The 14,444-nt window shown below is 44.5% G+C and carries 15 protein-coding genes; 12 read left to right on the top strand and 3 right to left on the bottom strand.

The genetic code is table 11. The features are described 5' to 3' along the window. Positions 1-174 precede the first annotated feature (174 nt). The 9 genes from ACLHG7_RS13935 (at position 175) to ACLHG7_RS13895 (ending at position 9,069) form a co-directional block, all read left to right on the top strand. Positions 175-1,956 carry an acetolactate synthase 3 large subunit gene (locus ACLHG7_RS13935; protein WP_410211581.1) on the top strand — a complete coding sequence of 594 codons (1,782 nt, stop codon included), beginning with the start codon at positions 175-177 and terminating at the stop codon, positions 1,954-1,956. After that, positions 1,956-2,447, top strand: a complete 492-nt coding sequence (gene ilvN, locus ACLHG7_RS13930; protein WP_114898347.1) for an acetolactate synthase small subunit — start codon at positions 1,956-1,958, stop codon at positions 2,445-2,447. The genes ACLHG7_RS13935 and ilvN overlap by 1 nt, the downstream gene beginning before the upstream one ends. 280 nt (positions 2,448-2,727) lie before the next feature. After that, positions 2,728-3,744, top strand: coding sequence for a ketol-acid reductoisomerase (gene ilvC / locus ACLHG7_RS13925; protein ID WP_114898348.1), 1,017 nt, complete (start codon positions 2,728-2,730; stop codon positions 3,742-3,744). Between the two features lie 194 nt (positions 3,745-3,938). Then, positions 3,939-4,610: a head GIN domain-containing protein gene (locus tag ACLHG7_RS13920; protein ID WP_410211580.1), complete on the top strand. Its 672-nt coding sequence runs from the start codon at positions 3,939-3,941 to the stop codon at positions 4,608-4,610. A gap of 46 nt (positions 4,611-4,656) precedes the next feature. Next, positions 4,657-5,334, top strand: coding sequence for a head GIN domain-containing protein (locus tag ACLHG7_RS13915; RefSeq protein ID WP_410211579.1), 678 nt, complete (start codon positions 4,657-4,659; stop codon positions 5,332-5,334). A gap of 184 nt (positions 5,335-5,518) precedes the next feature. Beyond that, positions 5,519-6,292 carry a DUF4282 domain-containing protein gene (locus ACLHG7_RS13910; RefSeq protein ID WP_410211578.1) on the top strand — a complete coding sequence of 258 codons (774 nt, stop codon included), beginning with the start codon at positions 5,519-5,521 and terminating at the stop codon, positions 6,290-6,292. A 195-nt stretch (positions 6,293-6,487) separates the two neighbouring features. Further along, entirely contained in the window at positions 6,488-7,897 is a 1,410-nt protein-coding gene (locus tag ACLHG7_RS13905) for a glycosyltransferase family 4 protein (protein ID WP_410211577.1), read from the top strand. Continuing rightward, complete coding sequence (locus tag ACLHG7_RS13900) at positions 7,894-8,430, top strand: phosphatase PAP2 family protein (protein WP_410211576.1); 537 nt, start codon at positions 7,894-7,896, stop codon at positions 8,428-8,430. Before ACLHG7_RS13905 ends, ACLHG7_RS13900 begins: the two co-directional genes overlap by 4 nt. A gap of 141 nt (positions 8,431-8,571) precedes the next feature. Then, positions 8,572-9,069, top strand: coding sequence for a hypothetical protein (locus ACLHG7_RS13895; protein ID WP_410211575.1), 498 nt, complete (start codon positions 8,572-8,574; stop codon positions 9,067-9,069). Between the two features lie 38 nt (positions 9,070-9,107). Here the strand turns inward: ACLHG7_RS13895 and ACLHG7_RS13890 are convergent, their stop codons facing one another. From ACLHG7_RS13890 to crcB, 3 genes are all read right to left on the bottom strand, one after another. Then, positions 9,108-10,352, bottom strand: a complete 1,245-nt coding sequence (locus ACLHG7_RS13890) for a Bcr/CflA family multidrug efflux MFS transporter (protein WP_410211574.1) — start codon at positions 10,350-10,352, stop codon at positions 9,108-9,110. Between the two features lie 148 nt (positions 10,353-10,500). Beyond that, on the bottom strand, positions 10,501-10,776 hold the full coding sequence (locus tag ACLHG7_RS13885; RefSeq protein ID WP_410211573.1) for a hypothetical protein: 276 nt from the start codon (positions 10,774-10,776) through the stop codon (positions 10,501-10,503). Positions 10,777-10,968: 192 nt separating this feature from the next. Further along, positions 10,969-11,337 carry a fluoride efflux transporter CrcB gene (gene crcB / locus ACLHG7_RS13880; RefSeq protein ID WP_410211572.1) on the bottom strand — a complete coding sequence of 123 codons (369 nt, stop codon included), beginning with the start codon at positions 11,335-11,337 and terminating at the stop codon, positions 10,969-10,971. A 158-nt stretch (positions 11,338-11,495) separates the two neighbouring features. Here crcB and gcvH point away from each other — a divergent pair, with 158 nt between their 5' ends. The 3 genes from gcvH (at position 11,496) to ACLHG7_RS13865 (ending at position 14,350) form a co-directional block, all read left to right on the top strand. Further along, positions 11,496-11,873, top strand: coding sequence for a glycine cleavage system protein GcvH (gene gcvH, locus ACLHG7_RS13875; RefSeq protein WP_114898359.1), 378 nt, complete (start codon positions 11,496-11,498; stop codon positions 11,871-11,873). Positions 11,874-12,058: 185 nt separating this feature from the next. Continuing rightward, the gene (locus tag ACLHG7_RS13870) at positions 12,059-13,285 is read left to right on the top strand and encodes a PLP-dependent transferase (protein ID WP_410211571.1); all 1,227 of its coding nucleotides are present in this window, start codon (positions 12,059-12,061) and stop codon (positions 13,283-13,285) included. Between the two features lie 27 nt (positions 13,286-13,312). Continuing rightward, positions 13,313-14,350, top strand: coding sequence for a DUF2804 domain-containing protein (locus ACLHG7_RS13865; RefSeq protein WP_410211570.1), 1,038 nt, complete (start codon positions 13,313-13,315; stop codon positions 14,348-14,350). Positions 14,351-14,444 lie beyond the last annotated feature (94 nt).

Here is a 14,444-nt window from a genome sequence, read left to right as displayed (position 1 = left end):
CGACTTTCTGCTCTGCCGTCAAAATTCTGCTCGTCTATGAGCTTTCTATATAATTGTCTGGATTGCATACTGCTTTCTGGGCTGATGTTGTTTTTCTATTGCTTTGTTGTCAGATACAACATCGATAGAATCACAACGAATTGTTCGTCATGAGTACGACTAGGGTGAGTTAAATTGGAACATACTTCAGAAAAACAGACTGCTGCAGATACGCGCAGTACCGATAAGAAAACAGAGTTACTCTCTGGCGGCGATATGCTGATCCGCGCACTGGCTGATGAAGGCGTTGAGTACGTCTTTGGTTATCCAGGTGGCGCCGTACTGCATATTTACGATGCGATGTTTCGCCAAGATAAAGTCCAGCATATTCTCGTGCGTCACGAGCAAGCTGCGGGTCATATGGCCGATGCATATTCGCGTTCAACCGGTAAAACTGGTGTGGTTCTTGTTACCTCAGGCCCAGGTGCGACCAATACAGTGACCGCGATTGCAACAGCCTATATGGATTCGATTCCTATGGTTGTTATTTCAGGTCAGGTTCCTTCGCATCTGATCGGTGAAGACGCTTTCCAAGAAACCGATATGATCGGTGTTTCTCGTCCAATCGTAAAGCATAGCTTCCAAGTTCGTCACGCCAGTGAAATTCCGATGATCGTCAAAAAGGCGTTCTATATCGCGGGTAGTGGTCGTCCAGGTCCAGTCGTTATCGACATTCCAAAAGATGTGACGAATCCTGTCGACAAATTTGCTTACGAATACCCAGAAAAAGTCAAACTACGCTCATATCTGCCGCCAGGTCGTGGTCATGCAGGTCAGATTCGTAAAGCGATTGATGAGCTTCTCGCTGCCAAGCGTCCGATTATTTATGCGGGCGGCGGTGTTGTACAGGGCAATGCGTCACATCATCTGACTGAACTTGCTCATTTATTGAATTATCCAGTCACCAATACGCTGATGGGCTTGGGTGCATTCCCAGGTACTGACCCACAGTTTGTCGGTATGCTCGGTATGCACGGCACTTATGAAGCCAATATGACGATGCACCATGCGGATGTCATCTTGTGTATTGGTGCGCGCTTCGACGACCGTGTGACCAATAATCCGGCCAAATTCTGCCCAGATGCCAAGATCATTCACATTGATATCGACCCTGCCGCGATTTCAAAAACCATCATGGCGCATATTCCTATCGTTGGTGCGGTTGAACCTGTATTGGCGGAAATGTTGACCCAGTTGAAACAATTGGGTGTCAACAAACCAAACCCAACTGAAATTGGTAATTGGTGGAGCCAAATCAACGAGTGGCGTAAGCGTCATGGACTGCGTTACGACGCGCCTGCTGCAGGTGAAATGAAGCCTCAGCAAGTCGTTGAGATGCTGCACAAAATAACCAATGGAAAAGCCATCATCACCTCAGACGTTGGTCAGCATCAAATGTTTGCTGCGTTGTATTACAAATACGACGAACCACGTCAGTGGATTAACTCTGGTGGTCTAGGCACCATGGGTGTGGGCTTACCTTATGCAATGGGTTGTAAACTCGCATTCCCAGAGCGCGACGTCGTCTGTATTACTGGCGAAGGCTCGATTCAGATGAACATCCAAGAGCTGTCAACCTGCTTACAATATAACTTGCCTGTTAAGATTTTGTGCTTAAACAACCGTTCACTCGGGATGGTGAAGCAATGGCAAGATATGCAATACGAGGGTCGTCATTCAAGCTCGTACATGGAATCTTTGCCTGACTTTGTAAAACTGGTTGAGGCTTATGGTCATGTCGGTATGAAAATCACCGACCCTGCACAGTTAGAAAGCAAAATGGCAGAAGCCATGGCGATGAAAGACCGTCTGGTCTATATGGATGTTTACGTTGATCCGAAGGAACACGTTTACCCGATGCAAATCGCTCAGCAATCCATGCGCGATATGTGGCTTAGAAAAGGGGAGCGCACATAATGCGTCATATTATTTCTGTATTGGTTGAAAACGAAGCGGGCGCCTTGTCACGTTTGGTTGGTTTGTTTAGTCAACGTGGTTATAACATTGAAACACTGAACGTTGCACCGACTGAAGATGAGACGTTGTCACGCCTGACACTGACTACCTATGGTAATGAGCACAAAATTGAGCAAATTACCAAGCAACTGAACAAGCTGATTGAGGTGGTCAAGGTTGTAGATCTTTCCGAAGGTTCACATATCGAACGCGAACTGATGCTGATTAAGCTCAAAGCGATTGGTGCTGCACGTGCAGAAATCAAACGTACAGCTGATATCTTCCGTGCCCAAATCGTTGATGTCACGCCAACGACTTATACGATTCAGATTGCTGGTGCGACCGATAAGTTGGACGGTTTTATTGAGGCCCTCGCTGAAAACACTATTCTTGAAGTGGTGCGTTCTGGTGTTCTGGGTGTTGCGCGCGGTGAAAAAGTACTGAGCGTTTAATCGATTACTGAAAACCCCAGAGTCCTTTGGTCGAATAACCTTTTGATCGAAGGAAACACTTTATAAAAGTTAGTCTTTGGGATGCATTTTTAGGCATATTTTGAGGTTTAAACACTAAAATCTTGCCATTCGTCGCTGCAATTTAGTCGTATAACTGTTAAATTGCGCGCCATAAATGAATACTGCTTTAAATGTTTTAAACGAGATATTTCTCTACATTGTTTTTTTAATGATAGTTGCCTATTTGTTTTTTCACTAAAGATTTACTGGAGTTTGCTGCATGAACATTTTTTATGATAAAGATTGTGATCTTTCCCTGATTCAAGCTAAAAAAGTAGCCATCATTGGTTATGGTTCACAAGGTCATGCCCATGCACTGAACTTGAAAGATTCTGGTGTTGATGTTGTTGTCGGTCTGCGTGCAGGTTCAACCTCATGGATCAAAGCAGAAAACTCAGGCTTAAAAGTTAGCGAAGTGAAAGACGCGGTTGCATCTGCTGATGTTGTTATGATTCTGACTCCAGATGAATTCCAGTCAAAATTGTACCGTGATGAAATCGAACCAAACCTGAAAAAAGGCGGCACATTGGCGTTCGCACATGGTTTTGCGGTTCATTATAACCAAGTTGTACCACGTGCTGACTTAGACGTGATTATGGTTGCACCAAAAGCACCAGGCCACACTGTACGTTCAGAATACGTTCGTGGCGGCGGCGTTCCTGATCTGGTTGCGATTTACCAAGACGCTTCTGGTAAAGCACGTGATTTAGCACTGGCTTATGCATCAGGTGTGGGTGGTGGTCGTACGGGTATCATTGAAACCACATTCAAAGACGAAACCGAAACTGACTTGTTCGGGGAACAAGCGGTTCTGTGTGGTGGTGCTGTTGAGCTGGTTAAAATGGGCTATGAAACGCTGGTTGAAGCAGGTTACGCTCCAGAAATGGCTTATTTTGAATGTCTGCATGAGTTGAAATTGATTGTTGATTTGATGTTCGAAGGCGGTATCGCTGACATGAACTACTCAATTTCTAACAACGCAGAATACGGCGAATACGTCACTGGTACTGAGGTTATCAATGAACAATCACGTGTTGCAATGCGCAACGCACTGAAACGTATTCAATCTGGAGAATACGCAAAAATGTTCATCGCTGAAGGCGCTGCAAACTATCCATCCATGACTGCACGTCGTCGTAACAATGCAGCACATGGTATCGAAGTGACTGGTACTAAACTGCGTGCCATGATGCCTTGGATCCAAGCCAACAAGATCGTTGATAAAACCAAGAACTAAGATTCTGGTTTGATCAAATGATAAAAAATCCCGCTGAATAGGCGGGATTTTTTATTGCGTGAATGATGGGTTGTGGTAGTGTTGTGCTATAAGTTTTGTAAGATTACGCGCATTATCAATTAACTTGGCACATATTCCGCATGGTTCTTTGCGGATGATATTTCTTCACTCAACCGATATTAGAGATCATTCTCATGAAACCTAACATGCTACTCACAGCGATGCTGATCACCATCCCCTTATTGATGTCTGGTTGTAAAATTACGATAGGGGATAGCTCAAGTGATGAGGTGAAAGGATCAGGAAAGATCGTGACGGAGTCGCGAAAAATCGCTGATTTTACCGCGATCGATATTGAGGGTGCCGCTAATGTTAAGCTTCGTCAAGGTGCTGTGCAGTCCATTACGATTTTCGGTGATGATAATATTGTGCCGTTGATCACCACGAGCGTGAGCAATGGAAAACTCACCATTAATAACTCAAAAAGTTATTCGAGTGATCATAATGTGGATCTGGTGATTGTTGTACCTAAGATCGAAGCATTAACTGTAGAAGGATTTAGTCAAGTTGACCTGAAGGAAATTAGCAGTAAAAAATTAGACGTTAAAATTGATGGTGCCAGTGTGATTGGCGTACAAGGGGCTGTGGATAGCTTTGATGCAGAGGTGAATGGTGCAGGCAGTATCGATGCTGGGAAGCTGATCGCAAAGGCGGTTACAGCAGAAGTGTCTGGCGCAGGATCAATCAAAGTGAATGCGGTTGATTCTTTAGATGCCAGTGTGAGCGGCGTTGGAAAGGTGACCTACGCAGGTGATCCAAAGTTGAAGACGAATATTTCAGGATTAGGCAGTATCAAAAAGATTTAATTTAAGCCAGTAAATTTTTTTTTAACACATGATTAGAGATCAACTTATGTCTATCATCAAGCGGAGCCAAGTGATGGCTATCGTTTTTTCCTTTTCTATCCCATTTGGATTAGCAGGGTGCAAAATTGGGCTTGATGATCTTGTGAGTGTCAAAGGATCGGGAACAACGCTGACCCAGACTCGTACGCTTGGCAGTTTTTCTGCCATCGATCTTGAGGGGGCAACAGACATCCAGATTACCCAAGGTGCAGTTCAATCCGTGCGTGTCACGGCCGATGATAATATTGCCCCGCTGATTACCACGACGGTTAAAAATGGTCGATTAATTATCAGTAGTACTAAAAGTTATTCGACACAGAATGACGTTAGAGTCACGGTTGTTGTGCCTAAGATCGAAGCTATCGAAATCAATGGATCAGGGGATGTAGAGTTGAGCGCGATTTCCACAAGCAAATTGAAGACAACCGTATCTGGTTCGGGAAATATCACCGCTGAGGGACGAGTGGATACTTTTACTGCGATTGTCAATGGTAGTGGCGATATTGATGCTGAAAAACTTTTGGCTAAAAATGCCACGGTCAGAGTGACGGGTTCTGGTTCGGTCGTGTTAAACAGCTCTGATACACTGGATGCCGACGTCACTGGTAGTGGGGATATCTCGTATGATGGTGCGGCAAAAGTGAAAGCGAGTATTACGGGTTCAGGCAGTGTGGATCATCTCTAATTGATCTTGAAGAGGGATTTAGCTGGGTGGTTTGTGATGAGGTATAAATCGCGATTTAAACTGTGTAATTCGTCGGACACTTATACAATATCACTTTGCCGAATCGTTTATATTGTGTAGCATCATCGGTAAGATTTAAAGGAAAGAATCCGCTTGTTTTTTCGCCGCACGTTGTGAATTTCGCATGGGATTTATGGGTGTAGAAAAACTGCATACCTATCACGAGCATAGCCATCCCATGAAGCATTTATATCAGTTGGTGAAGCGCACTGCGCTTGTTTTTGTTGATTTCTCATTTAACCAACGCGTTACGATTCTACAGCTCGTTCCGGTACTCTATTTTTTACTTCTTATTGCTTCAGCGGGTATTACCACGCACTTTGTCTGGTCTGCATTTGATGATTCGGCACTGCGTGGATGGTTATATGCGGTTGCGTCTCCGGTCATTTTTATTGTGATGGCGGCAATCTGCCGCGTGCTGCTTGAGTTGCTCATCATCATCGGTCAAGTGGCACAGGATATTAGTGTAGTCTCCAGTATGAGCTCTGCCATTAAGCAAATGTCCTCTGACACACAAGCCATCGCGGCGATGGGGCGTTCGCTGGATGAAATTTCTTTTGATATTAAAAATATCGCTGGTATGCGCGGATCTCTGACGCAGATTGCTAATGTAGTTGAGCATATTGAGACGATCGCAGAGATGAGTGTATCTATAGAGAAGATTTCAGCACTCGGGGAGAATGTTGATTTAATTTCAACGGTTCAACAATCGATTGAGAAAATTGCCGATTTAGGGGCACATATACAGGCGATTGCAGAAATGCGCTATTCCCTAGAGAAAATCTCCGCGTTGACCGATAATATTGAAGCCATTGCAAAAATGAGTGAGGCGCTTGATAAAATTTCAGAAATCGGTGATGTGGTTTCTAAATTAAGACGTGTGCCTTTTATGCGATGAGGGAGTTTTTGCATATAAATAGTTTAAAATTAGTAACTTAGTGAAAAGCAAGTTTAAGCCTGAGCTTGAAGTTTTAAAATAAAGATAAAAAACAACAACCGTAAACCGTCATCATCCCGTCATCAAATCGTCAACTGGCTGTAAAGTGTACGGCGTAATATTCATTGATAATATGAATAAGAGTCTAACTCATCAATGAATGCTGTCACTTATGGTTTGATGCGAAGCAATCCAGGTGAAAAAGGTTTGCTAAAAGAAGTCGAGGTGCCGCAAAGCGAAGCACTACGAGACGATTCAGCCCAGCACTATTCGGTTCAGCCCCTAATTCCTCCCTATGATAATCAAAGTGAACACTATCCATTTGAATCAGAAAAACCCCTACGCATAGCGCTGGTCACCGAAACTTGGCCACCAGAGATCAACGGTGTGGCGCACTCGGTATTTCAATTGGCCTCGGGTTTAAGAGACAACGGTCATTCATTGTTTCTTATTCGTCCGCAGCAGGTTCTTTCTTCTATCAACTCTCCGGCAGAGCAGGAGTTGTTGGTTCGCGGATTTGCAATCCCACGCTATCGCGCATTACAGTTTGGCGCACCTGCGTATTATCATATTAAAGAGGCTTTAAAAAGCTATCAACCTGATGTGGTCCACATCGTCACTGAAGGGCCACTTGGTCTTGCGGCTCTCTTCGCAGCAAGACATTCGGGCATTCCAGTATCAAGTGGATTCCATTCCCCATTCCACGAGTTCAGTACGCATTTTGGTCTGGGTTTATTGTTGACACCTATCATTGCTTATCTGCGATTTTTCCATAATCGCACTGATATGACTTGTGTACCGAGTGAAAAAACACGAGCACAACTACAGACACTGGGTATCCGTGATCTTGCTGTCGTCTCACGTGGTGTCAATGTCGCTCAGTTTAGTCCTGTGCATCGTGATATGGCTCTTCGTCAATCTTGGGGCGTCAGTGAGCACTCTACAGTTCTACTGTATGTTGGGCGGCTATCTCCTGAGAAAAATATTGATTTGGTCATCGCAGCATATCGCGAGCTACAACTTGCTCAGCCTCTTCGTGCAGTGCAATTGGTTCTCGTTGGGGACGGCCCGGATCGTGCCCGACTCGAGAAGCTTGCACCTGATGCGATTTTTGCCGGAATGAAAACGGGTAGTGCATTAGGGCAACACTATGCCAGCGCGGATGTATTTGTGTTTGCAAGTCAGGTGGAGACGTTTGGAAATGTTGTTCTTGAAGCCATGGCCAGTGGATTACCGGTGCTTGCTTTTGATGATGCAGCAGCGGGTCAGGTCGTCGAGACCAATCACACAGGTTGGTTATGTGAATTGAAGAATGAGCTGAAATTTGCGCAGCTTGCCGGACAGTTACCAAAACAGAATCGTTTACAAGAAATGGGCAAGTACGCCTGCGAACGCGTACAGGCTATGGGCTGGCAACAAGCTGTGGGTCAATTAGAACAAGTGCTTCAACAGGTTAAACAGCAGCACGGTAAGCGAACACACACAGCATTAAATGAATCCATATCATTTGATGGCACTGGAAACTCACAGACTCCGCAAACCATAAAACAGGAGGAATTATCATGAGTCGTTGGCAATCGACAGTACTCCAAGTCCAGGATTGGGATTTATATTGGTGCCTACGCTTGAATCGCTATTCTACGCGTCAAGCCGTTGCACGGACTTTTAAGCTGATTAGCCGTTTGGGTGATGGTTGGTTCTGGTATGGACTGACACTTGTTATTCTGTCTATTTACGGGATGCATGCATTACCTCTATTAGGTCAAGCATGGCTCACCAGTATTACGGGTTTAGTGATTTATAAGCTTCTAAAACATAAGACATTACGTCCACGTCCATATCAGGTTCATCAAGCGGTGATGCTCGGTGAGCGTCCATTGGATCACTTTAGTTTTCCTTCGGGGCATACCTTACATGCCGTTTTATTCACGGTCATGCTTGGAACTGATTTCCCAGTCTTGCTTCCGATTCTTGTCCCGTTTATGTTGCTCGTTGCATTGTCACGTGTCATTTTGGGTTTGCACTACCCAACGGATGTGATTATGGGTGCCGTGATTGGAGCAACACTTTCGGGGCTTTCACTTTGCTTCATGCTGTAGAGGCTGATTTCAGTGTCATTCCGCATGAGTTCTATTCAAAGCTCATGCGGAATATAATGATGTGCTCTTCATTTATAAATATTTAATCCAAAAAATGCGTTACTATACAGACAATATAAGTTGTCAATATAGCCCTACTTCATGAATGATTTATCGCAAACCTTTCTTGTGTCATTTCAAAATTCTGCCGTCGCTTTGGCAGTTTTGGGTTCAGGGGGACTTCTTTTGATAGGCCTCCTAACGGGGGTATGGAAGTATCTTGCGATCATGAGTAGTGAGAAATCTCGTGCGCCTTACTATGTCGATATCGCACATCGTGCCTCACTGATGTACTCGTTCAGCGCACTTGTACTTGCTGTGCTGGCAGGATTATCGGTCTGGTCGCCAATCCATAATTTTTGGGCAGTTACAGCTAACTTGGTCTATTTTGTCGCTGCGATTAGTACCTATGTGATTCATGGTGCTCTGCGCGATACCTCCAATCAATTGGCAAGACCTCATCGATTGGGCAAGGCGACCTTACCGAATATTTTGATTTCAGGATTTATGTGGTCGCTCATTGTGGCTGAAGTTGGCGGAACGGTGGTGCTTTTATCGGGTGCCACAGTCCGTTTATGGCCAGTTATTACACAGGTTTGATTGTGAAATATATTCTAATTAAAAAAAGCTTGGCAAGTTTATAGCATCGCCAAGCGTTTATTTTTCATAATAATCAATGTCACGAATCCAAAACTCATGAATGCACAAGTGACGATAACCAATGCCAGATTGGCGAGTATGCTAAACATCAGTCCGTGTACAACCAAGCCCATGACGAGACTCAAGGCAAACTGCAGTGCGCCTTGCAATGCACTGGCACTCCCAGCACGATGACCTTGTTGAGATAAAGCAAGGGCATTGCCGTTTGCACCCGTTAAACCTACTGCCGCAACAACGCCAAACAGCCCGATCATCACCAAAGGCAGTGTCGCTAGGCCTGTTACCGCGAGACCCAACAACCACAAGCCGCTGATGGTCTGCAAAATGACCCCTGCATGAAGAAGCTGCAAGATGTGAAAGCGTCCAACCAAACGCCCATTCACCTGTGACATGCCAATGACACCCAATGCATTGACCCCAAAGTACCAACCAAAGTTTTGTGGCAAAACACCAAAATGATCAATCAGCAGAGCGGATGCGGCCCCGATGTAAGAAAACATCGCCGCATAGGAGAAGCTTCCAACCAATGCAGGTGTTCGAAAGCTTGCATCTTTCAGGAGTCTTCCGTAAGTCACAAAGACATTTTTGAGATTGAGCGTCTGGCGTTTTTCTTGATGTAAGGTTTCCTTAAACCCAAAATGGATTGCCACTAAACTGATGAAGCCCACGGCTGCTAACATCGTGAAGATGCTGTGCCAGCTAAAGTGAATGAGCAACCAGCCACCCAGTAATGGTGCAAGAATAGGAGCAATGCCCATAATTAACACCATGCTAGAGAATGCCTTGGCGGATTGGGCTGGAGATAGACGGTCGCGAATTGCCGCACGGACGATCACCATTCCCACGCAACCGCCCAGAGCCTGAATGATTCGGGCAATTTGCATTTGCTCAAGACCTGCCGCAAAAATACAGGCTATGGATGCGAGCGTAAATAACGTTAAGCCAAAATACAAAGGCGGTTTGCGTCCAAATCGATCACTGACAGGCCCGTAAATAAGCTGACCGATGGCAAGGCCACAAAAATAAGCCGGAAGCGTCGTAGAAATGGCACCTGTGCTAACACCAAACTGATGCGCCATGCTGGGAAGAGCAGGCAAGTACATATCAATCGACAATGGCCCTAGAGCCGTCAACATGCCAAGCAGTGCAATCCAGACCATGCTATAGGAATGATGAATGGTTTGAGCAGGAGTATGCGATTGCTGTGGAAATTTAGAAGACATAACGCAAGTAGAGGCGAACAAAACGCTAGTTTAGCAATATCGAGAGGATTTTTTTAGCTTTAGCCTTGCTATTTTTGTACCATTTGGTTCAGACAAAACTAATTACAAGCTCTGAGCAACGTCAAAGCTTGTCTTTTATAACTGTTATTTAGGCGTGTGCAGGCGTTTGAATAGTGCTGAGGGGAGGCTGTGGTACAGCATTAAGATCGAAGTTAAAGAACCCCATTTGGTTGCGGATCGTGAGCGTCGAAACCATCAGTTCTTCATCGCCGTTAATTTCTGCAAATTTTTCTGCTTCGTTCAGAATGTCATTGCAATAAACAGCATCGTTGACCAGTAGCGATAGCTCGATGGTGCGATTCATTTTACGGCGCAGTTTGGATTTAAACTGTGTCAATTGATGTAATTCTTCATGAGTAAGCATCGTCTGCCTCCTTGGCATTAACGTTATTTTTTTGCTTTAGCAATTTTTAGCCTAGCGGCTTTGTTTTAATTGGTATTTTATTATAGACCTAAAGAATGACGGCTACCTTAGGTTTGTGTTTGATTTTTCAAGTGTTACTGCTTCAATATCTGTCAGCTTATGCTTACAGACTGAGGTAAAGCGGAGGCCTTTTCAAAGCGCTTTGATGGCGTTCACTAAGTAAAAACCCAGAGCGGTTGCTGTAATTGAGCCAATCACATGTAATCCAATCAAGAAAAAAGCCATCCCAATACGACCATTATTCAGCAAAGTAAAACTTTCAGCGGAAAATGTTGAAAACGTAGTGAGTCCACCCAAGAAACCTGTTGCCAGCAATAGGCGCATTTCAGTGCTGAGCTGTTGGGTGGAGGCGAGTACGAGACCCATCAAAAAACCGCCCAAGACATTAGCCAGTAAGGTTCCATAGGGAATCGCTGGATGGACTGCATTCAGCATTTGTGCAAAGAGTAGTCTGAGCATTGCCCCTAAAGCTGCGCCAATACTGACGAGGATCCACTGCATACAGACTCCAAATGGGGAAGATTGATCAAGATAGTCATCATATTTTAATGCGTTTTTAACACGGATATCGAGTAGATAAGGGTGATTTAAGGTGATGGAATAGGTAAAATATGCGCATCGACCTTTAATTAAGTACGCGCTACGCTGGAGTTTATCGTATGAACCATCCGAGTGATCTACACTATACCAAAAACCATTCATGGGTGCGTTTGGAAGGCGATATTATCGTCACGGGCATTACTGACTATGCCCAAGACCAATTGGGGGACTTAGTCTATGTTGAAGGACCTGATGTCGGCAAAAATATGACTGCAGGCGATGAAGCTGGATTTGTTGAATCGGTCAAAACTGCATCAGATATTTTTGCGCCAATCGATGGTGAAGTGATTGCCGTTAATGAACTGCTTGAAGAAGACCCAGATTTGATCAATACCGACCCTTATGGTGATGGCTGGATCTATAAAATCAAACCCGTATCCGTTGCTGATCTTGATGAACTGCTCGACGCTGATGATTATGAGCAAGTGATTGGTTAATCGATTTTAAACGTTATTGAATAGTTTTAAAAAACAGTTCAATGGGTATCGATTTTAGAACGCGATGATTGAGAGTCTATAAGAGACCCCTCGATCATCGCGTTTTTGTTGATATTCTGTTTGTTGTGACCGAAATAATGCTTTAATTCAATGATCCTTCTAATTTTTATCACTGACATTCGACCATGAACCAGCGCAACAAAAATAAGCATCAAATTACGGGTCTCATTCATCACCCATACCAAGCGCCTGATGGTTTTTCGGCAGTTCAACCCGCTATCTATAAAGCATCTACGGTGATTTTTCCTGATATTCATGCGATGCATACGCGTAACTGGCGTGTGGGCAATAATTACAGCTATGGTCTGCATGGCACGCCGACGACATTTACTTTGCAAGAACGGATTGCTTCCTTAGAGGGCGGCTTATATGGCCTTTTGGCGCCTAGTGGTTTAGCCGCCATCAGCCTGATCAACATTGCGCTGTTAAACCAAGGCAATGAAGTACTCATTCCGCAGAACTCTTATGGTCCTACCCTGGATATGGTGCGACAGGTTCTGGGTCGTTTTGGGGTCAGTGTCTGTGTTTATGATCCCATGAAGCCAGAGCTTCTTGCAGGTTTAATCCATGAGCATACCAAGCTCATCTGGCTTGAAGCAGCAGGTTCGGTGACAATGGAGTTTCCAGATTTATCGACCCTCATTCAGATTGCACGTCAGCATCACATCGTGACGGTTTTGGATAACACGTGGGGAGCAGGACTCACTTTTAATGCTTTCGATTTACCGCGTGGCCAGTCTGTTGATCTAACCATGCATGCCCTGACTAAATATCCGAGTGGCGGTGGAGATGTGCTAATGGGGAGTCTCGTGACGCGAGACGAGGCGCTCCATAAACAACTCAAGACCACACAGCAATTGATGGGGATCAATGTTGCAGCGAATGATGCAGAGATTGTTTTGCGATCATTGCCGACAATTGCGGTACGCTATGCAGCACAAGATCAAGCGGCTAGGCTACTTGCAAGCTGGCTACAAACCCGATCAGAAGTTGCCCAAGTGCTGCATCCTGCACTACCGCATGCAAAAGGACATTCACATTGGCTTGAGACGTGTTCTGTGGATGGCAGCAGCGGCAAAGCCGCAGGCCTGTTCAGTATCATTTTTAAACCGGAATATACTACAGAGCAAGTTCATACATTCTGCGAGCACTTGAGTTTATTCAAACTTGGGTATAGTTGGGGAGGGCCCATGAGTTTGGTCGTGCCCTATCGCTTAGAGAGTCTACGTGTCGCTCAGTTTGGTGGTATCCCTGAGTACCTCGTCCATGGTGGTCTGGTTCGCTTCAGTATCGGGCTTGAGGATGTGAATGACTTGCAAGCAGACATCACTCAAGCACTTTTAGCGCTGTAATGATTTGATCAGAAGGCTGTATTTTTTATGACTACACCATTAATTCAACATGGGCAGCCCCGTTATGGGCGATTTAAATCGGCACCTTCAGCCATTAATATTGAAGACTTTAAACTACAAACCCCTTTTGAACGTTCAATATCTGGACTGAGTGCTTCATTAAAACGTCAGTTGGGTTTTAAGTCATTTCAGTTTATCAGTATCAATAACCAAGATGTCATGATTGGACTGGCCATCGTCGATTTAGGGTGGGTAGGTAATGGCTTCTTTTATATATACGATAAAAATGATTTAAAATCAGCTTCAATTCAAGAGATATCCCTATTACAACCATTTGCCTATCAAACACATGTCGGCCTCCCTGCATCCCAGACACAAAGCTCTTTTCAAAAAGGTCAATTCAGAATTGATATTCAAAGTAGGAACAATAAGCGCGTGGTCAAAGTTACCCACGCAAAACAAAATCTACTTGAGGCAGTGATTGAGACATCAGAGACCGAACCGCTCGCATTGTGCAGTCCTACTGGTGCGACGGGCTGGACTTATACGCAAAAGCAAACGGCTCAGATTGTCCATGGTCAATATTTACATCACGGGCAACAATTTGAAATCTCCCCTGCACATGGTTTTCTAGCGGCTACGGATGACAGTTGTGGTTTTATGAATCACAAGACATCGTGGCATTGGCTCAGCGTGTCTGCGACACTGAAAAGTGGACAGCGTGTTGGCGTTAATTTTGCGATGGGCGTAAACCAAACTTTTGGTAGTGAGAATGCACTGTGGATTGACCATCAAATTTTTGAAATCCCGCCCGTGATGTTTGAACGAGTAAAGCCGACAGGTTTGAATGATGAGCCAAGCTGGCGTATCTATTCAGCAGATAGTGCGATTGATTTGACTGTGCAGACGGGTTGGTGTCGGCAAGAATCTTTGAACTTGGGATTAGTCGCCAGTCATTTTAATCAGTGGGTCGCTCATGTTTATGGTCAGATTAATACAGATCAGCATTCAGTTATTTTTGATGGTGAAATGGGATTATTAGAAAAACATTTTGCAAAATGGTAATTTATATTGTGATTGTATAAATAATATCTGCATCATTTGAATTGATAGAGTAGTAATTTTTATTTTATCTCTGCTATTTAATATATAAATATTA

It is taken from the genome of Aquirhabdus sp., assembly GCF_046462495.1.
GTDB lineage: Bacteria > Pseudomonadota > Gammaproteobacteria > Pseudomonadales > Moraxellaceae > Aquirhabdus.
Note: the sequence above shows the minus strand (reverse complement) of the source record. Positions and strands in the feature narration are given on the sequence as shown.